Source organism: Haloferax sp. AS1 (assembly GCF_014530665.1).
Lineage (GTDB): Archaea > Halobacteriota > Halobacteria > Halobacteriales > Haloferacaceae > Haloferax > Haloferax volcanii.
This window is the reverse complement of the sequence record NZ_SPSA01000001.1, coordinates 410591-433168: the sequence shown is the minus strand read 5'-3', so window position 1 is coordinate 433168 and position 22578 is coordinate 410591. Positions and strand designations below refer to the sequence as shown.

The 22578-nt window shown below is 69.0% G+C and carries 22 protein-coding genes; 11 read left to right on the top strand and 11 right to left on the bottom strand.

The genetic code is table 11. From position 1 onward, the window contains the following. The first annotated feature begins 106 nt into the window (after positions 1-106). From E4P24_RS02320 to E4P24_RS02305, 5 genes are all read left to right on the top strand, one after another. A complete protein-coding gene (locus E4P24_RS02320; protein WP_188148056.1) occupies positions 107-1201 on the top strand; it encodes a M20 family metallopeptidase in 1095 nt (364 codons plus the stop codon). 257 nt (positions 1202-1458) lie between these two features. Continuing rightward, complete coding sequence (locus E4P24_RS02315; protein WP_188148055.1) at positions 1459-2973, top strand: carboxypeptidase M32; 1515 nt, start codon at positions 1459-1461, stop codon at positions 2971-2973. 91 nt (positions 2974-3064) lie between these two features. Further along, positions 3065-3241, top strand: coding sequence for an HVO_0416 family zinc finger protein (locus E4P24_RS19225; protein ID WP_004044508.1), 177 nt, complete (start codon positions 3065-3067; stop codon positions 3239-3241). Between the two features lie 157 nt (positions 3242-3398). Continuing rightward, the gene (locus E4P24_RS02310) at positions 3399-5249 is read left to right on the top strand and encodes a UvrD-helicase domain-containing protein (RefSeq protein ID WP_008605905.1); all 1851 of its coding nucleotides are present in this window, start codon (positions 3399-3401) and stop codon (positions 5247-5249) included. Between the two features lie 6 nt (positions 5250-5255). After that, a complete protein-coding gene (locus E4P24_RS02305) occupies positions 5256-6416 on the top strand; it encodes a M24 family metallopeptidase (protein ID WP_115802125.1) in 1161 nt (386 codons plus the stop codon). Here E4P24_RS02305 and E4P24_RS02300 read toward each other — a convergent pair whose 3' ends face one another. Beyond that, positions 6417-6659 (bottom strand): hypothetical protein, encoded by a 243-nt coding sequence (locus E4P24_RS02300; RefSeq protein WP_115802124.1) that lies wholly within the window; start codon positions 6657-6659, stop codon positions 6417-6419. Positions 6660-6806: 147 nt separating this feature from the next. On the opposite strand from E4P24_RS02300, the gene E4P24_RS02295 reads away from it, so the two are divergent. Beyond that, positions 6807-8633, top strand: a complete 1827-nt coding sequence (locus tag E4P24_RS02295) for an SLC13 family permease (protein WP_008607296.1) — start codon at positions 6807-6809, stop codon at positions 8631-8633. Between the two features lies 1 nt (position 8634). Here the strand turns inward: E4P24_RS02295 and E4P24_RS02290 are convergent, their stop codons facing one another. Further along, positions 8635-9369 (bottom strand): DUF502 domain-containing protein, encoded by a 735-nt coding sequence (locus E4P24_RS02290; protein ID WP_188148054.1) that lies wholly within the window; start codon positions 9367-9369, stop codon positions 8635-8637. 109 nt (positions 9370-9478) lie between these two features. On the opposite strand from E4P24_RS02290, the gene E4P24_RS02285 reads away from it, so the two are divergent. Beyond that, entirely contained in the window at positions 9479-10090 is a 612-nt protein-coding gene (locus E4P24_RS02285; RefSeq protein WP_188148053.1) for a riboflavin synthase, read from the top strand. A 56-nt stretch (positions 10091-10146) separates the two neighbouring features. On the opposite strand, the gene E4P24_RS02280 is transcribed toward E4P24_RS02285, so the two are convergent. After that, positions 10147-11184 carry a PrsW family intramembrane metalloprotease gene (locus E4P24_RS02280; protein ID WP_004065320.1) on the bottom strand — a complete coding sequence of 346 codons (1038 nt, stop codon included), beginning with the start codon at positions 11182-11184 and terminating at the stop codon, positions 10147-10149. 164 nt (positions 11185-11348) lie between these two features. Here E4P24_RS02280 and E4P24_RS02275 point away from each other — a divergent pair, with 164 nt between their 5' ends. Continuing rightward, positions 11349-11723, top strand: coding sequence for a hypothetical protein (locus E4P24_RS02275; RefSeq protein ID WP_004044517.1), 375 nt, complete (start codon positions 11349-11351; stop codon positions 11721-11723). After that, complete coding sequence (locus E4P24_RS02270; RefSeq protein WP_115802120.1) at positions 11720-13126, top strand: DUF402 domain-containing protein; 1407 nt, start codon at positions 11720-11722, stop codon at positions 13124-13126. The genes E4P24_RS02275 and E4P24_RS02270 overlap by 4 nt, the downstream gene beginning before the upstream one ends. 225 nt (positions 13127-13351) lie before the next feature. Here the strand turns inward: E4P24_RS02270 and E4P24_RS02265 are convergent, their stop codons facing one another. From E4P24_RS02265 to E4P24_RS02235, 7 genes are all read right to left on the bottom strand, one after another. Further along, on the bottom strand, positions 13352-13684 hold the full coding sequence (locus E4P24_RS02265) for a NifU family protein (RefSeq protein ID WP_004058105.1): 333 nt from the start codon (positions 13682-13684) through the stop codon (positions 13352-13354). 160 nt (positions 13685-13844) lie between these two features. Continuing rightward, positions 13845-15326, bottom strand: coding sequence for a hypothetical protein (locus E4P24_RS02260; RefSeq protein ID WP_188148052.1), 1482 nt, complete (start codon positions 15324-15326; stop codon positions 13845-13847). A gap of 450 nt (positions 15327-15776) precedes the next feature. After that, a complete protein-coding gene (locus E4P24_RS02255) occupies positions 15777-16745 on the bottom strand; it encodes an ROK family protein (RefSeq protein WP_004044520.1) in 969 nt (322 codons plus the stop codon). 84 nt (positions 16746-16829) lie between these two features. After that, the gene (locus E4P24_RS02250; RefSeq protein WP_115802117.1) at positions 16830-17507 is read right to left on the bottom strand and encodes a TIGR00266 family protein; all 678 of its coding nucleotides are present in this window, start codon (positions 17505-17507) and stop codon (positions 16830-16832) included. Between the two features lie 80 nt (positions 17508-17587). Continuing rightward, positions 17588-18046, bottom strand: coding sequence for a universal stress protein (locus E4P24_RS02245; protein WP_004044522.1), 459 nt, complete (start codon positions 18044-18046; stop codon positions 17588-17590). A 192-nt stretch (positions 18047-18238) separates the two neighbouring features. Continuing rightward, positions 18239-18619, bottom strand: coding sequence for a DUF5611 family protein (locus tag E4P24_RS02240; RefSeq protein ID WP_004044523.1), 381 nt, complete (start codon positions 18617-18619; stop codon positions 18239-18241). Positions 18620-18689: 70 nt separating this feature from the next. Beyond that, complete coding sequence (locus tag E4P24_RS02235) at positions 18690-19730, bottom strand: hypothetical protein (RefSeq protein ID WP_188148051.1); 1041 nt, start codon at positions 19728-19730, stop codon at positions 18690-18692. 104 nt (positions 19731-19834) lie between these two features. On the opposite strand from E4P24_RS02235, the gene E4P24_RS02230 reads away from it, so the two are divergent. Continuing rightward, positions 19835-20134, top strand: a complete 300-nt coding sequence (locus E4P24_RS02230) for a DUF6432 family protein (protein ID WP_004044525.1) — start codon at positions 19835-19837, stop codon at positions 20132-20134. 165 nt (positions 20135-20299) lie between these two features. Further along, a complete protein-coding gene (locus E4P24_RS02225) occupies positions 20300-21397 on the top strand; it encodes an aminomethyltransferase family protein (RefSeq protein WP_115860508.1) in 1098 nt (365 codons plus the stop codon). Positions 21398-21433: 36 nt separating this feature from the next. On the opposite strand, the gene E4P24_RS02220 is transcribed toward E4P24_RS02225, so the two are convergent. Further along, the gene (locus E4P24_RS02220) at positions 21434-22516 is read right to left on the bottom strand and encodes a geranylgeranyl reductase family protein (protein ID WP_188148050.1); all 1083 of its coding nucleotides are present in this window, start codon (positions 22514-22516) and stop codon (positions 21434-21436) included. Positions 22517-22578: the final 62 nt, after the last annotated feature.

The following is a 22578-nucleotide window of genomic DNA, read 5'->3' as shown; positions in this document are numbered from 1 at the left end:
ACTCCCCGCGAGGCGGCGCGAGGGAGTGCCCGACCGCAGTCGCGACGGGTCCGCGGCGGGACTGCCGGACGCACACGCTTTTGGAGCGACCCGCCGACGGGCCGGCATGGACGAACTCCGCGACCTCACGGAGACGCTCGTGTCGGTGCCGAGCCACGAGGACGAGACCGCCGCCGGCGACGCCATCGAAGCGTGGCTCCGCGAGGAGACCGACGCCGACGTGGCCAGAGACGACGCGGGGAACGTCGTCGCCCGCGTCAACCCCGGCGTCGGCGAGTCGCTCGCGCTCGTCGGCCACCACGACGTGGTTCCGCCGGCCGACCGGCAGACCACGGACGGCGGCGACTACGTGGTCGAGACCCGCGACGGCCGCCTCTACGGCCGCGGCGCGGCGGATATGAAAGGTGCCGTCGCGGCGTCGATGCTCGCCTTCCGCGACGCGGCCGCAGACGCCGACTCGGAGGTCGCCTTCGCCTCGTTCGTCGGCGAGGAAATCGGCGGGGAAGGCGTCCGCGCGGCGCTCGACGACGGCTTCGAACTCGACTACGCCGTCGTCGCGGAGGGGTCGACGAACTACACCGGCCCGGACCGAACCGACGTGGCCGTCGCCCACCGGGGCCGCCGGGCGAGCACCCTCGTCGCGTCGGGGACCGCCTGCCACGCCAGCGAACCCGAGCGCGGCGAGAACGCCGTCTACCGCGCGACCGACGCCGTGGACGTGGTTCGCGGTCTCTCCGTGCCGGACGCCGAGGTCCTCGGCCACCCCGTCTCGGGGAGCATCGCCGTCACCGAAATCGACGGCGGGAGCGCGTGGAACGTCATCCCCGACCGCTGCGAGGTGACCATCGACGAGCGGACCGTCCCCGGCGGCTTTGCTGACCTCGCGCTGGCTGCGGAAATCGAGGGCGTCGAGTGGGTCGTCGAACAGGACCTCCCGCCGATGGCGTGCGACGACGCCGAGTTCGCTGACCGCGTCCTCGACGCCGCTCGGACGGTCCACGAGGCCCGCGGCGACGAAGCACCCGAACAGACGACGAAGCCCCACGCGACCGACGCCGGGTGGCTGGCGCAGGCGGGCACGACCTGTGTCGTCTACGGCCCCTCGGAGCCCGGCGAGGCGCACACGAGAGACGAGAGCGTGTCGCTCGACGTGCTGGCGCGGTGTTACGAGACGTACCGCGCGCTCGTTGGGGAGTGGTGAGAGCCACCGGCTCCGCCCGCGACGACACCTGAACACCCCGCCCGCGACGACGCCCGAGACACCACCGGGCGGGACTGAAAGGGGCCGCGGGAGTCGTCGCTCGCGGGGGCTTTCGCGGTGTCGTTCACGGCTGTTGTGTCGTTGGAGCCGGTCGCAGTCTCGTCGGCGTCGGGAGAGCGACCAGCTGAGTCGCAAAAGCCCGCCACGAATGACCGCCTCCTGCGGTTTAATACGCCTCCGAGACCACCGTTCGTACCATGGCACAGTCCTCCGCGGAATCCGACTCGGAGTCGGCGTACGACCGACTCCTCACGAAGTACAAGCGAATCGCCAACGTTGAGAACGCCGGCGGCATCCTCTCGTGGGACCAGCAGGTCATGATGCCCGACGAGGGAACGCCCGCGCGCTCCCAGCAGATGTCCGCGCTCTCCGCGTTGAGTCACGAACTCCTGACCGACGACGAGTTCGGGGACCTCCTCGACGCGGCCGAGGCCGACGACCCGACCGACGAGCAGGCCGACGTGCTGCGCGAACTCCGCCGCGACTACGAGCGGGCGGCCCGCGTGCCGAACGACCTCGTCGAGAAGATTTCGGCGGCGTCGTCGGAGGCCATTCCGGCGTGGAAGCAGGCGAAGGCCGAAGACGACTTCGAGAAATTCGCGCCGCATCTGGAGAAGCACGTCGAACTGAAGCGGCAGTACGCCGAGCACATCGACCCCGACCGCGACCCCTACGAGGTGCTGTTCGAGGACTACGAGCCGTGTCTCCCGCTCGAACAGGCCGAGGAGATTCTCGCAGAGGTGCGCGAGGTGCTCGTCCCGATGATAGCGGACATCCGCGAGTCCGACGCGGACCTCGCGGTGGACGCCTTCGAGGGCGAGTTCCCCGAAGAGGACCAAGAGGAACTCGTCCGCGACGCGCTGACGACGCTCGGCTACCCGTGGGAGCGCGGCCGTCTCGACACCGCCCCGCACCCGTTCTCCTCGGGGACGCAGTTCGACGCCCGCGTGACGACCCGCTACGACGAGTCAGACGTGCTCGGGTCGCTGTTTTCGACCGTCCACGAGTTCGGCCACGCGCTGTACACCCTCGGCCTGCCCGACGAGCACTACGCGACCCCGCTCGGTGAGGACCGCAACCTCTCGGTCCACGAGTCGCAGTCGCGGCTCTGGGAGAACCACGTCGGCCGCTCGCGCGCCTTCTGGCGGCACTTCCTGCCCACGCTCGAAGACCGGTTCCCCGAGGTCGACGCGACGGTCGAGGAGGCCTACGAAGCGGCCAATCGGGTGTACGACGACAACCTCATCCGCGTCGAGGCGGACGAACTGACCTACCACCTCCACATCGTCATCCGGTTCGAACTCGAACGCGACCTCATCGCCGGCGACCTCGACGTCGAGGACGTGCCGGAGGCGTGGAACGACAAGTACGAGGAGTATCTCGGCATCCGCCCGGACACCGATTCCGAGGGTTGTTTGCAGGACATCCACTGGGCGTACGGGAACTTCGGCTACTTCCCGACCTACTCGCTCGGCTCCATCATGGCCGCCCAACTGTTTTCGGCCGCCGAGGAAGACATCGACGACCTCGACGGGAAACTGGCCGACGGCGAGTTCGACGACCTCCGGGAGTGGCTCCGGGAGAACGTCCACCGCCACGGTCGGCGCTACGAGACGAACGACCTCGTGAAGCGAGCCACCGGTGAAGACTTCGCCGCCGACGCGTTCCTCGACTACGTCGAGTCGAAATACGGGGCGCTGTACGACCTGTAAACGAGCGGAACAGTCCGCCGCAGTCGCCCGGTTTTCGACAACTCGGAGTCGTCGTAGGAACTAAATAGGGGTATGCCATATCATACCATGTATGGCCTCAGCACCCAGTGACGACTTGTTCGACCAGTTCTTGACCGACCGCGGTCACGAGACAGAACCGGCACGCTGGGACCGATCCTATAACAAGTTGCAGTGCCCCGACTGCGGGGCCCTGCACGACATGGGCGCGGCGACCTGCTCCGTCTGCGGGTGGGTGCCGGAGGCCTGACGCGTCCGAACTGACCACGCCACGAGCACCTGTTCTCGACGGTTTCCCACCCGTTCGGTGAGCCGTCCGCGAACGCCCGGCGAGTACGCTACTCCGGGCGCGTTCGCCCTCGTCCGAAGCACGTCGCTTATCACCGATAAGACCGTGAACGTGCACAATGAGCGAATCCGACGTGACCGTCACCCGGTTGTTCGGCGGCCCGGGAAGCGGGAAGACCACGGCCTTGCTCGACAAGGTCGAGGAGATTCTCGAACAAGACGGCGTCACCATCCGCGACATTCTCGTCGTCTCTTACACCCGAGCCGCGGCGGCCGAGGTCCGCGACCGGCTCGCTGAGCGACTCGACATCAACCCCCGGTCGCTGAAGGGGAACGTCTCGACGATGCACGCGAAGGCGTACGAACTCTTGAGCCTCTCGCGGAACGACGTGGTCGGCGAGAGCGACAAACAGGAGTTCTGCGAGGACTACGGCATCGAGTTCGAAGACGAGTACGGCGGCGCGGGCCGCCGGACCGCCCGCTCGACCACCATCGGCAACAAGGTCATCGCCACGAGCCAGTGGCTCCAGCGCACCCGCCGCGACGTGTCCGACTGGTACGACGTGCCGTTCCAGTGGAACGTCGAGGAGGTCCGCCTCCCGCCGGAAGTCGACCCGAACGCCCAAGAGGGCAACAAGTACACCCCGACGTGGCCCTCCGACGACGACCGCATCGACATCCCCGAGGCCATCCGCGCGTGGCGCGCCTACAAGGGCGAACACGGGTTGGTCGGATTCGCTGACATGCTCGAACGCGTCAAGCAGCGCGCGCTCGTCCCCAACGTCGACTACCTCGTCATCGACGAGTTCCAGGACATCACGACCCTCCAGTACGACGTGTACGAGGAGTGGAAGCCCCACATGCGGGGCGTCCTCATCGCCGGCGACGACGACCAGGTCGTCTACGCGTGGCAGGGCGCGGACCCGAACCTCCTCCTCGACGCCGAACGCGACAACGACGAGATTCTGCCGAACTCCTACCGCCTCCCGTCGAACGTCCTCAACGTCGTCAACCGAGAGATTCGCCACATCGACAAGCGACAGGAGAAGGACCTCAAGCCGCGCAAGGAAGGCGGCGCGGTCGAGGCCGTCGAGAGTCCGTCGATGCTCGAACTCGCCCGGAACGTCCGCTACACCGTCGAGAAAGACGAGGGCACCGTGATGGTGCTGTTCCGCGCGCGCTACCAGATGTTCCAGTTCATCGACGAGTTCCTCCCGTCGGGCATCCCCTTCTCGACGCTGACCGACCAGCGCATGTGGACCGACCGGCTCACGCAGTACGTCCGCGCGGTCGAGGCGCTCGACGCCGAAGAGCCCGTCAACGGGCTGGAGGCCCGCCGCCTCGCGGACATGCTCCAGGACTCCGCGTTCGGCACGAACGACCGCGACGACCTGTTCGACGCCATCGACGACAGACAGGAGGAAGTCGGCGTCGACGACATCACGAACATCGAGTTCACGCCGAAGGAAATCAAGAACTTCGCACCGTTCGCCCCCGACAGTTCGTCCGCGAGCGACATGGTCCGCAAGGTGACGAGCTTCCAGCGCAAGTCCGTCAACGCGTACTTCGGCGGCGGCTACGAGGAGATGGACCCCAGTCGCGTCCGCGTCGGCACCATCCACTCCGCGAAGGGTCGCGAGGCCGACCACGTGTTCATGGCGACCGACCTGACCGAGAAGGTGGTCGAGCAGATGGCGGCGTCCGTCTCCGACGAGGAGCTCGAAGCCCGCGGCATCGAGGAGTTCACCGCGACGACGAGCCCCGTCCCGCTCATCACCGACAACGAGCGCCGCGTCTTCTACGTCGGGATGTCCCGCGCCCGCGAGCGCCTCATCGTCCTCGAAAACCTCGTCACCGGCGCGCCGACGCTCCCCATCAGCGTCCTGCTCCACAACGAGATTCGCGAGGAACCCGCGCAGGAACTCGTCGACGACGCGCAGGAACTGCCCGCGCCCGAACCAGAGGCGTAACGTCCCGTGCGGTGGAGTCCGCGCGGCGGCGACGCCATCGACGCCGCCGTGTCCGAGCGAGACGCCGTCGGCTTCGTCGCCGTCTCCCGCGGTGCCGACCCGACGAGTCGCTACCTCACCGGCCGCGCGTTCGACTGCGACCTCGTGTTCGTCCGCGTCGGCGGCGAGACGCATCTCCGGGTCCCCTCGACCGTCGAACCGCCGTCGCTCCCGGTCGCCTCGGTCCGCGTCGACGACAGGCCGCCGGGGACGGCCGCCGCGGCCGTCCTCGCGGAACACGGCGCTTCCGACGGGACCGTCCTCGCGCCGCGGACGGTTCCGCACGACGCCGCGCTCCACCTCGAATCGGCGGGCTACGACCTCGCGTCGACCCCGGCGGTCGAAGCCGCCCGCGCCGTGAAAGACGACGCCGAGCGCGACGCCATCGAGGCCGCTCAGCGCGCGGCGACTCGCGGCGTCGGGCGCGCCGCCGCGATACTGTCGGCGGCGACGGTCGAGGAAGCTGACGACGGCGACGACGGCCGCGACGACAACGGCGACGACGAACAGTCCGTCCTCCACTGGGACGGCGCACCGCTGTCGACCGAGCGACTCCGCCGGCAGGTGAACGCGACGCTCGCGGCCGAGGGCGTCGATGCCGCGGGCGCGACGACGGTTCGCGCGGGACCCCGAGGCGACGGGGGCGGGGGCGAGCCGGTCGAACTCCGACCGGGCGAACCCATCGTCGTCTCGGTCGGCCCGCGCGGACCGACCGGCTACCGCGGCGCGCTGGCTCGCACGTTCGTCGTCGACCCCGACGGCGGGTGGGAGCGCCGGGCGCACGTCGCCTGCGACGCCGCCAGAAAAGTCAGTCTGGCCGAAGCCGACCCCGGCGACGACGCCGGCTTCCTCGGGAGCGAACTCCGGGCGGAGACCGCCGCGTTCGGCTTCTCGATGGCCGACGAGGTGACGAGAGACGTGGGCGGCGGCATCGGCCTCGCGGCCCGGGAGGACCCGCCGCTCGGCGGCGACAGAGAACTCGTCGCCGGCAACGTCCTGCGCGTCCGCGCCGCGGTCACGCACGCGGACCACGGGCGAGTCGAACTGACCGACGTGTTGGTCGTCGGTGACGACGGCCCGCGGCTGCTCGGCGGCGCGCCGACCGGTCTCGACCCGAGTCGCTGGTAGTTATTCCTCGTCGTCCGGCTCTTTCGCAACGCCGCCGACGACTTTCTCGGCCGCGAGCGAGGGGAGGTCCTGCGGCATGGTGAGGAACTTCGGGAGCGCGACCATGAGCACCGCGAGAAGGAGCATCGCGCCGCCGAAGGCGGTCCGCCCGTCGGCGAGGAGCGTGAGGCCGAAGCCGCCGACGGGGATGGCGAAGATGAGGGTCGCCGCGAGACCGACCATCTCCATGATTCCGAGTCGCATCGCCCGAGGCTACACCGCGGGCGACTAAAAGCGTCGCGACCGGCGAGTGAGCACGAGCACCGATGGGACGCCGGCGGCAAGCGACCCGTCGCCGCGGCCGACAGTCGCGCGGGGTAGCATTAAGCCGCCGCCGAGTCGACTGCCCGCATGGTCGCCGTCACGTCCGGAATGCTCGTCGTCTTCGCCCTCGTCGTCGTCACGATGGCGCTGTTCGTGACGGAGGCGGCCCCGCCGGACGTGACGGCCATCGGCGTCATCGTCGCGCTGGTCGTCCTCGAACCGTGGACGCGAGTCGGCCTCCAGACGGGGCTGTCGGGGTTTTCGAGCGCCGCGACGATTACCATCCTCTCGATGTACGCCCTCAGCGAGGGGGTTCGACAGACCGGCGCGATTCGCGTCCTCGGCGACGCGGTCGCCTCGTTCACGAACGGCAGCGAGAGCCGACTGCTCGCCGCGGTCGTGGGCCTCACCGGCCCCATCGCGGGCGTCGTCAACAACACGCCGGTCGTGGCGGTGTTCGTGCCGATGGTGTCGGACCTCGCGGACCAGGCGAACGTCTCGCCGTCGAAGCTCCTCATTCCCCTCTCGTACGCCTCGATGCTCGGCGGCACGCTCACGCTCGTCGGGACGGCGACGAACCTCGTCGCCAGCGAGGCCTACGCCGAGGCCACCGGACTGCCGCCGTTTTCGATGTTCACGTTCACGCCGCTCGGGGCGCTCGTGTTCGTCGTCGGCGCGGGCTACCTGCTTGCGGTCGCGCCGCGGCTCCTCCCCGAGCGAATCGAGCCCGGGAACCGAACCGGCAACTACGGCGTCGAGCCGTTTCTCGCCCGCGTGCTCGTCCCCGCGCGGTCGCCGCTCGTCGGCATCCCCGCGGGCGAGGTGTCGGACGACACCTACCGCGACCTCAACGTGGACATCCTCGACGTGCTCCGCGGCGGCGAACACTTCATCGCGGCCGACTCCGACCGCGAGGTGGCCGCCCGCGACATCCTGACCGTCCGGGGCGACCCGGCGACGATTCGGCGCTTCTGCGACCTCGCGGGCCTGCGATTTCTCCCGCGGGCGTCGGTCACCGACGCCGAACTCGACCGACCCGACCGCGTGGCGCTCGTCGAACTCGTCGTCCCCCGAGAATCCGGCCTCGTCGGCGAGACCGTCGGCGGCGCGCGACTCCGCGAGCGGTACGACGCGACCGTGCTCGCGGTCCGCCGGCGCGGCGGCGACCTCATCCGCGAGCACTTCCGCGACGTGGACCTCCAAGCCGGCGACTCGCTGCTCCTCCAGACGACGAACGAGACGGCGCGGTATCTCCGCGACAGCGGCGACTTCGTCGTGACGAGCGAGGTCGCAGACGAGTTCATCGAGGACAACGGCGGGCTGTCGCCCACGGCGTTCCGGGCGTTCGCCGTCGTCGCGGCGGTCATCGGGCTGGCCGCGCTCGGCGTCGTCCCCATCGCCATCGCCGCGCTCGGCGGCGTCGCCGCGATGGTCTCGCTCGGCTGTCTGTCCGCGAGCGACGCCTACGACGCGGTGAGCTGGAACGTCATCTTCCTGCTGGCGGGCGTCATCCCGCTCGGCCGGGCGCTCCAACTAACCGGCGGCGTCGCGCTCATCTCTGAGTTCGTCGGCGTCGCCGCGACCTACCTGCCCGTCATCGCCGTGGTCGCCGCGTTCTACCTGCTCACGGGGCTGCTGGCGAACGTCATCACCCCGGTCGCGAGCGTCGTCCTCCTGCTCCCGGTCGCCATCGACACCGCGTTCGGCCTCGGTGCCGACCCCTTCGGCTTCGCGCTCGCGGTCACGTTCGGCGGGAGCACGGCCTTCATGACGCCCATCGGCTACCAGACGAACCTCATGGTGTACGGGCCGGGCGGCTACCGATTCACCGACTACCTCCGCGTGGGCGCGCCGCTCCAACTCCTGCTCGCGGTCGTCACGACCGCCGGCATCGCCCTCATCTGGGGCGTGTAACTCACTCGCCCCGGCTCTCGCCCGCGCTGCGACGCTGGTCAGTCTCCGCCCGGACGCCGCCCTCGCCGTTCGAGGGGTCGTATCCCGCGGGTCCGGAGGGAAGCGTCTCCGGGTCGTCGACGCTCAGCCCCGTGGTGACGAGCAGTCGGAGGCCGCGGCGGACCGGCATATCGAGCTCACGAATCCCGTCGGGCGAGACCATGACGAGCGCCCCGGCGGTCGGGTTCGGGCTGTGCGGGACGAACACGGTAAACAGGTCGTCGTCGGAGACCTCCGAGACCGACGGCGGAGCCTCGTTCGTGACGAAGCCGATGGAAAACAGCCCCTCGCGCGGGTACTCGACCAACACCACGCGGTCGTAGCCGGCGGTCGGTTCGGTGAGCGACTCCGACACCTGCCGGACGCCGAAGTAGATGGTGCGGACGAGCGGCAGGAGCCGAACGCCGCGCTCGAAGCTCCCGAAGAGCCGCTGACCGAGGCTCATCGACGCGAGGTAGCCGAGAAGCGAGATGGCCACGGCGATGGTGAGCGCCGACAGCACCTGCGAGATGAAGACTATGTCGCCGGAGTAGTTGAGCGCTCCGGCGAGGAAGGGCGTCACCTCGCGGACGACCGGGCGGAGCGCGGCGGTGATGCGGTTGAACGCGAACTGGAGGACGAACACGGTCACGGCCAGCGGGGTCACGAGAATGAGGCCGGTGACGAAACTGCTCCGCAGTCGGGACAGAACGTCCATACCGACTCTCCGGACGATGACGGTAAAATTGTATGGGCGAGAGGGTCACGAAAACGTGATGAAGAACGGAAACGATAGGCATTAACTGCACCCGACCGAAGCCGCGGGTATGTTCACGGGAATCGTGGAGGGGCCGGGCGAAATCGTCGCTGTGACCGACACCGACGGCGGTCGCCGCCTCCGCATCCGAACCGACCTCGCGTTCGACGACCTCCACCACGGCCAGTCAATCGCGGTCTCGGGCGTCTGCCTGACCGTCGAGGCATTCGGTGACGACTGGTTCGAGGTGTTCCTCGCGGCCGAAACCGTCGAGAAGACCTACCTCGGTGATGCGGTCGAAGGCGACCGCGTCAACCTCGAACGCGCCCTCGCGGCCGACGACCGCTTCGACGGCCACATCGTGCAGGGCCACGTCGACGGGACGACGACGGTCACGAACGTCGAACGCGTCGGCGACGACTGGTTCTTCGAGTTCGACCTCCCCGAGTCGCTGGCGAACTACGTCGTCCAGAAGGGCTCGGTCTGTCTCGACGGCATCAGCCTCACCGTGGCCGACCGCCGCGAAGGCGCCTTCGCCGTGGCCATCATCCCGACGACCTACGACCTGACGACGCTCTCCGAAAAGGCGGTCGGTGACCCGATTCACGTCGAGGTGGACGTGGTGGCGAAGTACGTCGAATCGATGCTCGACGGCTACGCCGAGCGGTTGGTCGTCGAGTAAGCGGGAGAAGGACGCGGTTCGTCTCGCTCGCTTTTTCGCGCCGTCGCCGCCTCGCTTCAGTCCTCGAACTCAGTCTGCTCCGAGCTGAACGACGCCGCGCTCGGACCGGACGCGTGGGCGCTGTGGTAGGCCTGACTGTACCGGCGGAGCTTCCCGATGAGGTAGAGCCCGAAGACGCCGTCGTAGATGATGACGTAGACGAGGAAGGCCGCGAGACCGCCGAGGCCGGTTATCCCCGCGATGACGGTCGAGCCGAGGCCGACCGTCGAGTTGTACGTCGCGTGGACCAGCGCCGCGAGGATGAGGCCCTTGATGACGATGGGGCCGGCGTTCTCCTTGTTGAACTTGGCGAGGCCGAGGTAGTAGCCGGCGATGGCCGAGTAGATGACGTGCCCCGGCCCGGCGAGCGCTCGGACCGCGGTAATCGTCCCGCCGGCGGCGATGATGCCGACGCCGCCGGAACCCACATCGAGCCCTGAAGAACTGAGATTCCGAGTGATATACAGCGCGTTTTCGATGGTGGCGAAGCCGAGGCCGGCCATCGCGCCGTAGACGGCCCCGTCGATGACGGCGTTGAAGCTGTCGTGAGAGTAGGCGTACAGCCTGACCGCGAGGAGCTTGACGGTCTCTTCGACCGGCCCGACGACGAGGAAGTAGAACACGACGCTGCCGAGGAAGCCGAGCGCCAGCTGGAACTCGCCCGCGATGGTCTGGCCGACGTTGCTCAGAAGCGAGTTGAGAATCGCCGCGAACGTGGCCGTGAGGACGCCGAGGAGGAACGTCACCACGAGCATCGAAAGCGGCTCGTTTTGGGTCACGTCGGAGTAGTAGACGTAGCCGGCGAGCGCGAGCGCCGGCAGCGCCGAAAGCAGGGTGAGCGCGCCGACCTGCGGGTCGGTGAGCGCCGAGAGGCCGCCGATACCGACGAGGATGAGCAGCGCAGCGAGGATGACGACCACTCGCGTCGACGCGACCAGCAGCCGGTAGAGCGCGACCGCCAGCCCGTCAACCGAGGTTCGTTCCTCCCACGTGGCGATGTCGTAGAGGTCGTCCGAGCCGTCGGACGCCTGCTCGACTGGGTCCTGCTGGTCCATTACGTGGCATAAAGGGTATTGCGTCTGGTAATAGCTTCGGCCACGGCATCCCGTGACATGGGGGGCGGAGGGTCGACAGTCGGATGGCTGGCGACCGGCGACCGGCGACCGACTGGTCGACGGCCGACCGTACGACGTTAATGCCTCCGCTCCGAAGGGCGGGTATGCACTTCGACCCCCGCGAACAGGCGGCGCTCCGCGAGGTCGGCCTCGACACCGACGACCTCCGGGCCGCGTCGGACCTCGTGAGCGACGCAGTCGAATCGGACGCAGACGCCATCGCCGCGTTCTTCGGCGACGGCGGCACCGTCTACTCGGACATGGAGATGGCCCACAGCGCCACCGACGTGCAGGAGCACGTCGTCGACCACGTCGACCTCTACACCCACGGCGCGGAGCTCCGGGGCTACCTCAAGTTCGACTCGTGGGGCGTCCCCATCGAGGGCGGCCGCGTGCTCTCGGAGGGGAAAGTCGAACTGACGCTCGGCCCGACGGTCGACGCCCGCGTCACCTTCGCCCGCGACGCCGACGAGCTATGAGAGTCCGCGTCCGCGGCATCTACGCCACCGCGCTCACGAGCGTCTTCCTCGACGACGGCCACGACGTGGTGCAGGCGTCCGGGCCGATTCGTGAGCGCTTCGACGCCGAGTTCGACTCGTCGGACCACGACGTGTCGGTCGAGACGACGCGGAACCGACAGGGCGTCGGCGCGACCGGCGCGCCCGAGGCGGTCGCAACGGCCACCGAGCGCCTCTCGGACCTCGGCATCGACACCTTCGCGTGGGACGACCCCGCGCCGACCGGCGCGGTGTTCGACGCCCGCGTGACCGACACCCTCGGCGGCGGCGCGGTCTGCGACCTCGGTGAGACCGAGGGCTACCTCTCGTACGGCGACATCGACGGCCGCGTCGAGGTCGGTGACGAGGTCCGCGTGCAGGTCGCGGAGTCGGCCCCGCCGTGGGCTTCCCGCCGCGCCGAACTGACCGGCGAGGTCCGCGCCGTCGCGGGGCTGGCGACGCTCGACCCCGACTCGGAAGGCGTCCGCGTCGACACCCGCGACGAGGCCGCCGCCCGCGAACTGGCGGGCATGACCGACCTCCTCGGCGGCGACCCGCCCGAGGGCTGGGGCATCCGCTGGCACCGCGACGCCGTCGACGCCGACATGAGCGCCCTGAACGACGCGCTCGACCGGGCCGCCGAGGTGGCCGCGGAACTCGACGACGCGCTCTCGGAACCCGTCGACGCCCCGCGGGCGGTCGCCGCGCCCACCGCGACGACGTGGGTCTGGTTCGGTCGCGAGACCCGCTTCGAACTCGATTCCCAGCGCCGGGCCGTCGAGACGACGATGCCCGGCCACCACCGGACGAAGGCCGCCTCGCAGAAGGCCTCCGCCGGCGTCGACCTCGCGGAGGCGCTCTGCGAATCGGTCGGCGACGGCGAGTTCCCCTTCGGCGTGGTGACCGCGCAGTTCGGCCCGCTCGAAGGCGACGACGTGGAAATCGGCCACGGCAAGCCCGACGGCCGACTCATCACGCTCGGCTCCGGCGAGGTGACGGAACACGACTCCGAGGGGACCGTCGAACTCCGGCGCGGCATGAGCGGCGGCGGCACCTACGACGCCCTCGGCGTCGACCGCGAGTCCGGCGACGTGGCGGTCACGAAGTTCCGCGAGGGGCGCTGGTGGTACCCGACGGTGTACCGCGACGCCGACGGCGCAGTCAAGGGGACCTACGTCAACATCTGCACGCCCGTCGAGTGCTTCCCCGACGAGATTCGCTACGTCGACCTGCACGTCGACGTGGTGAAACACGCCGACGGGACGGTCGAGCGCGTCGACGACGACGAACTCGACGCGGCCGTCGAGGCGGGACACATCTCGGAGGAACTGGCGGAAAAAGCGCGGTCGGTGGCGTCGAGTCTGGAGTCGGCGCTGTCGGGGTAGGCGTCGCAACTTCGGAAGACGGGCAGGCGTCGTTACCGGAGCGGACCCAGTCGTCGTGGTGGCGGGAGTTATCGAAAAGACGTACTGAGAACCGCGGAACAGGGTGCGAGTGTTAGAGGGAACCGTACGGCTACGACCGAAGGGAGTAGCCGCCTTTTTTGGTCCAGATTTTTTGGCGGGGTTCGAGGCGACGACGTGGCCGAGGACCCCGTGAAAAAAGGTGGGTTAGAAGTGCCCCGGTCCCTCGTCGCCGTACTGGAGTTCGCCGCCGCGGCCGCCCTCGACGGTGCTGCTGCCGTGGTCGCCGGAACTGGGGACCTTGACCTGCACGTCGGTGATTTCGTCGAACGTCATGATGAGGTCCGACTGGATGTTCTGGGCGGTGATGTTCGAGATGCCGCACCCGGCGCACGCACCCCCGAGTTCGACGACGACTTCCCCCGATTCCGCATCGGCCTTGCGCACGACGCTGTTGCCGCCGTGCATCTGGATAATCGGCATCTGACCGACCATCCACGTCTCGACGCGCTCTTTGAGGCTCTCCGACTCGTCGCTCATACCCCGATGCTTCGAACCCCACGGATTAGAATGAAACGGTTCTCCCGACGCGCCGGCCGGCGAGAGAAAGGCTGTCTCGGTCGTTCGTGATAGATTCGACGCGGGAACCACGCGGTGCGGTGTTCCCGTCGACGCTCTCGGGCGCGAGCGTCGGTCGCTCTCAGTCGCGCCGCTCGTGACGGCGGACCAGCCAACCGGCGACGCCGAGCGCCGCCGCGCCGACGCCGAGTCCGAACCCCGGCGCGTCGGTCGTCGAGGTCGACGATTCGGTTTCGGACGCCGGCGCAGCCGTCTCGTTTCCGGACGGGGACGGCGTCGGCGTCGGCGTGTTGACGAGAGGTTCGGTGGTCGGCTCCGCCCCGAGCGTCGGCGGGTCGCGCTGGTCGCCGGCGTGGTCGGGGAACGTGTAGAGCGCGGGCGACGCGTCGTCGACGCCGCGGCTCGACGCGACGAAAACGCCCTCGTCGGCAAAGGGGTAGGCGTACTGCGCGGTCCAGAAGCTCGCGCGCTCGGGGTCGCGCCACCACGCGAGTTCGACGGGGTCGGTCGGGTCCGACACGTCGTGGCGCTTGACGCCGCCGCGGTACCACGAGGTGTAGAGCCTGTCGTCGCGGAAGTCGAAGTTGTGCGCCGTGGTCCAGACGCCGCCGAGCGTCGGGTCCGGGCTGGCCGGCGGCTCGATGGTCGAGCGCCGCTCGGGATTCGCGGGGTCAGTCACGTCCCAGAGTTCGACGCCGCTCGGCCCGCCGACGAGCTCGGTCGTCCCGTCGTCGCGGTCGACCTCGATTGCCCACGACTCGACGCCGACGCCGAGGAGGTCGCCGGCGTCGTCGGTGGCGACGTAGTGGTGGTTACCGGGCGGCGTCCGCCGCTCGCGGTTGCGGCCGCGAGGGGTTAACGCGGCGATTTCCTCGGGGTCTCCGGGAGAGACTGCCCCGAGGACCGACGGCGACGCGGGGTCCGAGAGGTCGACGAGCCACGTCCCGGCGTCCCAGAGAGCGACGTGCGCGACGCGGTCGTGAACCCACACGTCGTGGACGGACCGCATCGAGGGCGGCACGTCGGCCCAGCGGTCGTCGACGTCGACGACCGACCAGCGGCCGAGTTCGTCGCCGGAGTCGATGTCGAGGACGACGAGCGGATTTCGGTCGCCGTCGTTGGCGGTCAGATACGCCCGGCCGTCGGCGGCGAAGCAGTTGTGGATGGGAAACCCGATCTCGTGGAACGCGATTTCGTCGGGGTTCGCGGGGTCGGACACGTCGACGACGAGGACGCCCGCCGGCGCGCCCGGAATCGGGTTGGCCGGGCCGACGACCAGCAGGGTGTCCCCGTCGAGTTTCGCGTCGTAGAGGCCGCGGAAGGGGCCGTCTTCGCGGTCCGAAAGCGGGTCGCGGCGCTCGGCGAGGAGTTCCGGGCGGTCGGGCGCGGAGATGTCGACGACGGCGTAGCCGCTAGTCGCGGCGACGAAGACGGTCTCGCCGTCGGCCGACACGACGGCCTCTTTCGCGCCGTCGATGTCGATGCGGCCCAGCGGCTCGAAGGGACCGGGATGTGCGGTGGCGGGACGGGAACCGACGACGGCAGCGGTCGAGACGGCGAGCGCGCTCGCGCCGACGGTGCGGAGGAACTGGCGGCGGTCCACGGTGAATCTGCGGGTGCCGAGGGGAAAAATCGGACGGAGGCCCGGGTACTGAAACGAGCGAGGACCGCTCAGTCTGCACTGGGTTGCGTGAGAACTGAAGCGACGCCGGCGGGGATGGGTGGGTGGGTGGGTGGGTGGGTGTGGGTGGGTCACCCCGGCGGCGTCGGTCGGTCGACGATGGTGGTGGGGGGTGTCGACCGGTCCCGTTCTAGGCATCCGGTGGAACGCCCGTGCACCGTGCGGTTCGACGAGAACGGGAACGCGCCGACCGGCACGCCGAACGACTCGGCGTCGTCGGGTGCACGTCATCGCGTTTCTCGACCGGGGTTATAAGGCTGCGCCACCGAGTATCAATCGAGATAATCCGGTCGTGGTGACAGGAAGTGTCGCGTCGCAGCCGCGAGCGGTCACCGGTGCCACCTGCGCTGAAACCCGCGAATCCTCGCGGCCTCACAGCCGCGAGCGGTCGCCAGTTCCACCGGTCATCGCGCTCGCCAACGCCCCCTCGACCACGACCTCGTCGCCGAGCGTCGTCAGTTGAATCTCGGGGATGTTCGACATGACCATCTCGCTCATCTGTTCGCGGATGGGCTCCAACACGAGGTCCGGGTTGTTGAGCGCGACCGCGCCGCCGACGTAGATGATAAGCGGCGCGTACGCGTGGACGATGTTGGCGACGCCCATCGCGTTCCAGTGGCCCAGTTGGCTGATGATGTGGTCTGCGAACTCGTCGTCGCCGGCGTGCTCGAACACGTCGACCGCGGAGAAGTCGGGGTCGGAGATGGGGAGCGCGGTGTCGACCGGGTCTTCCTCGTGGAGTTCGCGGGCGTACTTCGGGATGTTGTTCCCCGAGCAGTAGCCCTCCCAGTGACCGTTGTGGCCGCAGCCGCACGTCATGAAGCCGTGCGGGTCGAGCGTCAGGTGGCCGACCTCGCCGGCGTTGCCGTCCCAGCCGGCGAGGACGTGCCCGTCGACGCAGACGCCCGCACCGATGCCCGACGAGATAGTGAGATACACCATGTCGTCGGGGTTGCGGTCGGAGTGGAACCGCTCGCCGATGACGCCGGCGTTCGTGTCGTTGTGCAGGTACACCTCGTCCGTCTCCAACAGCACCGAGAGGGGACCGGTCAGCGGGATGCGGTCGATGGTGTCCGGGAGGTTCGCCGGGTTTTCGACCGCGCCCTCGGCCAAGTCGAGCGGGCCGATTGCACCGATACCGGCCGCGACCGCGTCGCTCGGGTCGATGCCCGCCTCGGCACACGCCTCGCGGACGACGCCGAGGACCGCCTCGGTGACCGCGATTCCCGTCGGGCCGCGCGGAGTGTTGTCACGGGCCTCTCCGAGGACGGTTCCATCGTCGTCGCCGACCACGGAACGGACGTTCGTCGCCCCCAAGTCGACGCCCACGTAGTACGCCATCGTTCCCATAGGGATGCGCCCACCACTTAACTAAGCGGGATTTTGGGCAGATTTACTCGCGGCGATGTAACTCCCGCGTCTGGGTCACGCGGAGCTGTTGGTCGGGAGTTTGGGGATGAGCCACGAGAGGAACGAGTCCATGCTGCGCGACTGTATCCAGACGGTTCCCGGGCCGGTGAACGTACAGACGAGGCCCTCGCCGCTGAACAGGGTGGACTTCAGGCCGCCGACGCGCTCGACCGAGAAACTCGTGGTTTCGTCGAAGGCGACGATGTGGCCGGTGTCGACCGTGTAGCGTTCGCCCTCACCGAGTTCGACCTCGTGGATGGCCCCGTAGCTCGACAGGAAGCTGTCACCGGTGCCGGTCAGTTTGAGCAGGAACAGCCCCTCGCTCCCGAAGAAGGTCTTCGCCCCGCCGAAGGAGGTGTCGAGGTCGAGCGCGGGGTCGGAGGCGATGTACGACCCGGACTGCACGTACAGGGTCTCGTCTTCGAGACCGTGGTGGACGATGTCGCCCGGCAGCGGGGGCGCGAAGGAGACCTCCCCCGCCTGCCGCGCGCTGAACGTGTTCTGGAAGAACGACTCGCCGCCGAGGACGCTCCGCTTGAGCGACCCGAACAGGCCGCCTTTCGCGTTCGTCTCGATGTCGATGCCGTCGGAGTAGCTGACCATCGCGCCGGCCTCCGACCGGAGCGACTCGCCCTCGTCGAGCGAGACGGTGAGGAGGGCGAACGACGGGCGGTAGTCGATGGTGTGGTCCATGCGGGAGTCGACGGCGCGCTAAGATATGTAGTTGCCTGCGAAAATCGGGAACATCGAGGGGTCGCGCCGCCCGCGACCCGTCACTTGGTGTCCGCGCGGACGAACGTCACGGGGCACGACGCTTCGAGCATGACCTCCTGTGCGACGCTCCCGAAGACGGCCTTGCCGGTCGGCGAGCGCTTCCGACCGCCGACGACGAGGCGGTCGGCGTCGACCTCGCCCGCGAGTTCGACGAGTTTCTCGCCGTGGTGGCCGACCCGGCCGTGGATGACGTAGTCGATGTCTGCGTCGTCGAAGCGGCGCGTGAGTTCGCGGACGGTGGCGTGTCGTCGGGCCACGTCGTCCGCCGAAACCTCCTCGGCCGTGATATCGAAATCGAGGTTGTCGAGCGCGTCGTCGTACTCGTCTTTCGTGAAGACGTGCCCGATGACGACCGTCGCGCCGGTCGGCCCGGCCACGTCGATTGTCTCCTCGGCGAGTCTGTCGATGCGCTCGGCGTCGCCCGCGCCGACCGCGAGCAGGATAGTTTCGATAGCCATACCAGTCCGTTCGTCCCGGTATCACTTAACCGTGCCGGAGATTTTTACTCGAACCGAAGTAAAAATTCATATTCGACCGTGTTACGGTCGCTCGCACTGAGTGTGTCACGAGGGAGCGATATGTGCGTTTCGCTGGCAGCGCGGCCGCTCGGCGGGCGACTGTGTGAGAAAATCCGGACCACGTCGGACGGCTCAGACGTCGGGCGCGTCGTCTTCGACCGCGCGCTTCATCGAATCGCGGCGGGACTTCGCGTCGCGGCCCGTCGCCTCCAGGAGGAAGTCGTTTTTCGCGCTGACGGCCTCGCCGGCGGCTTCAAGGTCTTCGGGAGCGAGGTCGGCCGGGTCGGCCTCCTCGAAGTTGACCGCAAGTTTGTCTTTCTTGCCGCTGTACTTGACCGCGCCGGCGACGATGCGGGTGAACACGGGGTTCTTGGGCTCGCCGACGACGTAGAGGTCGCTGCCTTTGAACTCCTCGGTGCCGGTGATGGGGCCGAAGTAGTCTTCGACCGTCGCTTCCATGTCCGGAATTCGCTCTTCGAGCGTCTCCCCACGACGCATCTTGTACTCCTTCATGGACGCCTTTTCGACAGGGTATGGTTTACCTGTTTCGCGACTCCGCGACGCCTGCGAGGGCGTGCCGCGGTCAGGACTCCCGCTCGGCTATGTAGCCCTTTTTACACTCGGGGCAGATGTCGCCGGCCCGCATCGACGACGAGGACGCGCCGCGGGCGTGGCCGCAGTTCGGACAGTAGTACTCGACGGCGTCGTCGGGGGCTTCGTTGCCGACGTTCGACTCGTCGGCCCGGACGAAGTCGTCTTCGCCCTCCGCCTCGACGTACTGCCCGTTGGCCTGCTGGCTCGACGAGCCGTTGTTCTCGGGCGTCAGACCGCCGCCGAACGAGACCGAGACGGGCTCGCCGTCGTCTGGCTGGGCGTTCCAACCCTCGTCGTCGCCCGGCGCGTCGGGCCACGCGCCGCGTTCGCGGGTCTGGCTCCCTTCGGGCTCCGCCTCGGCGTCGGTCTCGACGCCCGCCTCGGCGTCCGCGTCGATGAACTCCGCGTCGTCGCCGTCGGCCGGCGGCGTCGGGTCGTCGGTCTCGACCTCGTCGACCTCGTCGGGCCACTGCGTTCGGTCGCGGGTGGCCGACTGCTCTTCGTCGTCGTCGAGGATGATGCCGTCGTCGGTCACGGGCGGCGCGTCGGCGGTCCCGGCGTCAGCAGTGCCGGCGTCGGCGCTCGCGGCCGGCTGGTCGCCGGGTTGGTCGGCCGGCTGGGCGTCGGGCGTATCCGCGCTCGCGGCCTCGGTCGGCTGTTGCGCCGCGGGGTCCGGGATGGCGTCCGCGTCCGTCTCAGCGGCGGTTGCGGCGTCGGCTTCGGCCCGCGTCTCCGCGTCCGGAGCCGTCTCGATGGCGGCGTCCTCGGCGTCGGAGACGCCGGGCTGCGGGTTCGCCGGCTCGAAGCCGGCGGCCGCGGTCTCGACTTCGCCCTCCGTCATCCCGACCTCCTCGGGCGTTCGGATGGCCGTGACCTCCTTGTTCTCGCTGATGACCTGTTCGTGTCCGCACCGCGAGCAGACCTGTATCTCCCGAATCGAGACGACCACCTCGTCGCCGCGTTCCTCGCGCTCCCGTTCCGTCTCGGCGTCTCCGTAGGAGTGCCCGAGAAGACGGCAAGTAAGTCCCATTACGCGAGGATTCCGGGATTCGGAAACAAAAAGCTACCCCCTGCCTGTCGGACGCCCGTCAGACGGGCGGTACAAGTAAACAGGAGGCGAACGATGTACCCGCTATGAGAGCGAGGCGGGAGTTTCGGAACCGCCGCGACATCGAGGTCGCGGTGCTCGACGCGCTCGTCGACCGCCACGACGAGGGGATGACGGTGTTCGAACTCCGTGCCGCCGTGGACGCCGACATCGACACCATCGAAGAGGCGCTGTCGGCGCTGAAAGACGAGAGCCTCATCGTGGTCGAAGAGGCCGACACGGGGGTCCTCATTCACGCCGACGAGCGCGTCGTTCCGGACCCGAGCGAAGCCGTCGAAGAGGACGCGTCGCTGTTCGAGAGACTCCGCGAGCGGTTCGGGCTCTGAGCGCGGCGACGCGGAGCACAGACTCGTTTTGACTACCCGCCCGCCGGCCCGCGACCGACGCCGGGTCGACCCCGCGACCGAAAACCGGGACGGCCCCGAACCAAAAGCCGGGGGTGTCGTCCGGGAGTGGGAGGGTTTTACGCGCCGAAGGCGAAACGGGGAGTAATGACACTCGTCGCCGACATCCACGAGGCACACGGTGCGACGTTCGAGACGCGCGGCGGAATCGAGGTCGTGAGCCACTACGGCCGCCCCGAGCGGACCCACCGCGCCGTCAGAAACGGCGTCGGCGTCATCGAACACGGCTACGGCGTGGTCGTCGTCGAGGGCGAAGACCGGGTCGACTACGTCGACAACGCGGTGACGAACACCGTCCCCGACGAGGACGGCGAGGGCGTCTACGCCCTGCTTCTCGACCCCGACGGCCGCATCGAGACGGAGATGTACGTCTACAACGCGGGCGAGCGCCTGCTGATTTTCACCCCGCGGGACCGCGCCGAACCGCTCGTCGAGGAGTGGGGCTCGAAGACGTTCCTCCAGCGCGTCAAGATACGCGACGCCTCCGACGAGTTCGGCGTCTTCGGCGTCCACGGCCCCCAGTCGACCGAGAAGGTGGCGAGCATCCTCTCGGGAGCGGGCGCGCCGGAGCCGGAGCTCTCCTTCGTCCGCGGCTCCATCGGCGGCGAACTCGGCGTCACGGTCGTCGCCTCCGACAACCCGACCGGCGAGGAGGGCTACGACGTCATCTGCCGGGCGAAGGACGCCGAAGACGTGCTCGACGCGCTCCTGTTCTACGGCAACCCCTCGGTCCCCGTGGGCTATCGGACGTGGGACAGTCTCACCGCCGAGGCCGGCACGCCGCTTTTCGAGTCGGAACTCCGCGGCAACGTCCCGAACGTCGCCGGCGTCCGCAACGCGCTGGACTTCGATAAGGGCTGTTTCGTCGGGCAGGAACTCGTTTCGAAGATAGAAAACCGCGGGCGACCCTCGCGCCGGCTCGTCGGCTTCCGCGCCGACGCCCTCCCCGACTCGGGTGCCGAGGTCTCGGCGGACGGCGAGCCGGTCGGCACCGTCACCCGCGCCGTCGAGAGCCCGATGCTCGACGCGCCCATCGGCTTCGCGCTCGTCGACTACGGCCTCGATACCGACGCCCTGAAAGTCGCGGTCGACGGCGACCGCGTCGAGGCGACCCGCGAGTCGCTCCCGTTCGTCGAGGGGAGCGCGGTTTCGGCGCGGATTCCGGCGTATCCGGGCGGGGAATAGGAGCAGGAACGGAGAGTTGGGCGGCCCTCGGCCGCCTCAGAGCAGTTTCTTCAGGTGCTCGCGCGAGAAGAACGAGCTCGGCTTGTCCATGTGGACGCCGATTTCGCCCGACAGCGACCGGAGGCCGACCCGTTGGAGCCACTCGGGGAAGGAGTAACACCGGCGCACGAGGTGGCCCAGCCGAATCTCCCGCGAGAGTTCGTCGCGCCACGCCGACTCGTAGGCCGACAGCGTCTCGGGGTCGCCGGGGTCGATGGTCGACGCGGCGATGTCGGCCGCGGTCATCCCGTAGAGGATGCCGCCGCCGGTGAACGGCTTGGTCTGTGCGGCCGCGTCGCCGACGAGGAACGCCCGCCGGGTCGTCGTCCGGTCCGGCGGGCCGATGGGGATGGCTCCCGAACAGAAATGCTCCGTCTCCACGTCGTAGGTGCTCGTGAGCGCGTCGAACATCTCGTTGACCTCAGCGCCCGGCGGGGCCGCGAGGCCGTACTCGACGCCGGCGTCGCCGCGGGGGATGCGCCACGCGAAAAAGCGCGGGACCGTGAGGTGCACGTCCACGAAGTCGCCGTCGTCCGGGTCGGGGTCGAACGCGAGGACGCCGTGGAGCGTCTCCGACGGTTCGGGGAGGTCGAGCGCCCGGCGGACCCGCGAGGTGGGGCCGTCACAGCCGGCGACCATCTTCGCCTCGAACTGGACGGTGCCGGCCTCGCCGGCCACGCTCACGGTCAGTCGGACACGGTCGTCGAGTTCCTCGACGGCGGTGACGGTGTGGCCCTCGCGCACGTCTGCGCCGGCGTCGCGGGCGCAGTCGGCGAGGGTGCGGTCGAGTTCGACGCGGTCGATGACGTTCGAGACCTCGCTTTGCTTGTAGAACGGGTAGGCTTTCGAGTTCGGGCCGCCGACGCGGAAGTTCGCCCCGTAGATGCGGTTCTGAAACAGGCGGTCGCGCGCCTCGTCGGGGACGTACTCCCAGATGTCGGTGCTGACGTGGCCGGAGCACGCGAGGGGCGTCCCGACCTCGCCTTTCTCCAGCGCGAGCACGTCGTAGCCCGCGTCGGCCGCGCGGCGGGCGAACCGCGCGCCGGCGGGACCGACGCCGACGACGGCGAAATCGTACATGGTTGGGCGTCGCCGCGCCGACCCATGAATCTTCTCGCTTCGGACGAGGGAACCGCCCCGAT

What these genes read in the sequence shown, in the direction of transcription:
- E4P24_RS02320 (WP_188148056.1), top strand. Translation starts at nt 107, where the DNA reads ATGGACGAACTCCGCGACCTCACGGAGACGCTCGTGTCGGTGCCGAGC.
- E4P24_RS02315 (WP_188148055.1), top strand. Translation starts at nt 1,459, where the DNA reads ATGGCACAGTCCTCCGCGGAATCCGACTCGGAGTCGGCGTACGACCGA.
- E4P24_RS19225 (WP_004044508.1), top strand. Translation starts at nt 3,065, where the DNA reads ATGGCCTCAGCACCCAGTGACGACTTGTTCGACCAGTTCTTGACCGAC.
- E4P24_RS02310 (WP_008605905.1), top strand. Translation starts at nt 3,399, where the DNA reads ATGAGCGAATCCGACGTGACCGTCACCCGGTTGTTCGGCGGCCCGGGA.
- E4P24_RS02300 (WP_115802124.1), bottom strand. Translation starts at nt 6,659, where the DNA reads ATGCGACTCGGAATCATGGAGATGGTCGGTCTCGCGGCGACCCTCATC.
- E4P24_RS02295 (WP_008607296.1), top strand. Translation starts at nt 6,807, where the DNA reads ATGGTCGCCGTCACGTCCGGAATGCTCGTCGTCTTCGCCCTCGTCGTC.
- E4P24_RS02290 (WP_188148054.1), bottom strand. Translation starts at nt 9,369, where the DNA reads ATGGACGTTCTGTCCCGACTGCGGAGCAGTTTCGTCACCGGCCTCATT.
- E4P24_RS02285 (WP_188148053.1), top strand. Translation starts at nt 9,479, where the DNA reads ATGTTCACGGGAATCGTGGAGGGGCCGGGCGAAATCGTCGCTGTGACC.
- E4P24_RS02280 (WP_004065320.1), bottom strand. Translation starts at nt 11,184, where the DNA reads ATGGACCAGCAGGACCCAGTCGAGCAGGCGTCCGACGGCTCGGACGAC.
- E4P24_RS02275 (WP_004044517.1), top strand. Translation starts at nt 11,349, where the DNA reads ATGCACTTCGACCCCCGCGAACAGGCGGCGCTCCGCGAGGTCGGCCTC.
- E4P24_RS02270 (WP_115802120.1), top strand. Translation starts at nt 11,720, where the DNA reads ATGAGAGTCCGCGTCCGCGGCATCTACGCCACCGCGCTCACGAGCGTC.
- E4P24_RS02265 (WP_004058105.1), bottom strand. Translation starts at nt 13,684, where the DNA reads ATGAGCGACGAGTCGGAGAGCCTCAAAGAGCGCGTCGAGACGTGGATG.
- E4P24_RS02255 (WP_004044520.1), bottom strand. Translation starts at nt 16,745, where the DNA reads ATGGCGTACTACGTGGGCGTCGACTTGGGGGCGACGAACGTCCGTTCC.
- E4P24_RS02250 (WP_115802117.1), bottom strand. Translation starts at nt 17,507, where the DNA reads ATGGACCACACCATCGACTACCGCCCGTCGTTCGCCCTCCTCACCGTC.
- E4P24_RS02245 (WP_004044522.1), bottom strand. Translation starts at nt 18,046, where the DNA reads ATGGCTATCGAAACTATCCTGCTCGCGGTCGGCGCGGGCGACGCCGAG.
- E4P24_RS02240 (WP_004044523.1), bottom strand. Translation starts at nt 18,619, where the DNA reads ATGAAGGAGTACAAGATGCGTCGTGGGGAGACGCTCGAAGAGCGAATT.
- E4P24_RS02235 (WP_188148051.1), bottom strand. Translation starts at nt 19,730, where the DNA reads ATGGGACTTACTTGCCGTCTTCTCGGGCACTCCTACGGAGACGCCGAG.
- E4P24_RS02230 (WP_004044525.1), top strand. Translation starts at nt 19,835, where the DNA reads ATGAGAGCGAGGCGGGAGTTTCGGAACCGCCGCGACATCGAGGTCGCG.
- E4P24_RS02225 (WP_115860508.1), top strand. Translation starts at nt 20,300, where the DNA reads ATGACACTCGTCGCCGACATCCACGAGGCACACGGTGCGACGTTCGAG.
- E4P24_RS02220 (WP_188148050.1), bottom strand. Translation starts at nt 22,516, where the DNA reads ATGTACGATTTCGCCGTCGTCGGCGTCGGTCCCGCCGGCGCGCGGTTC.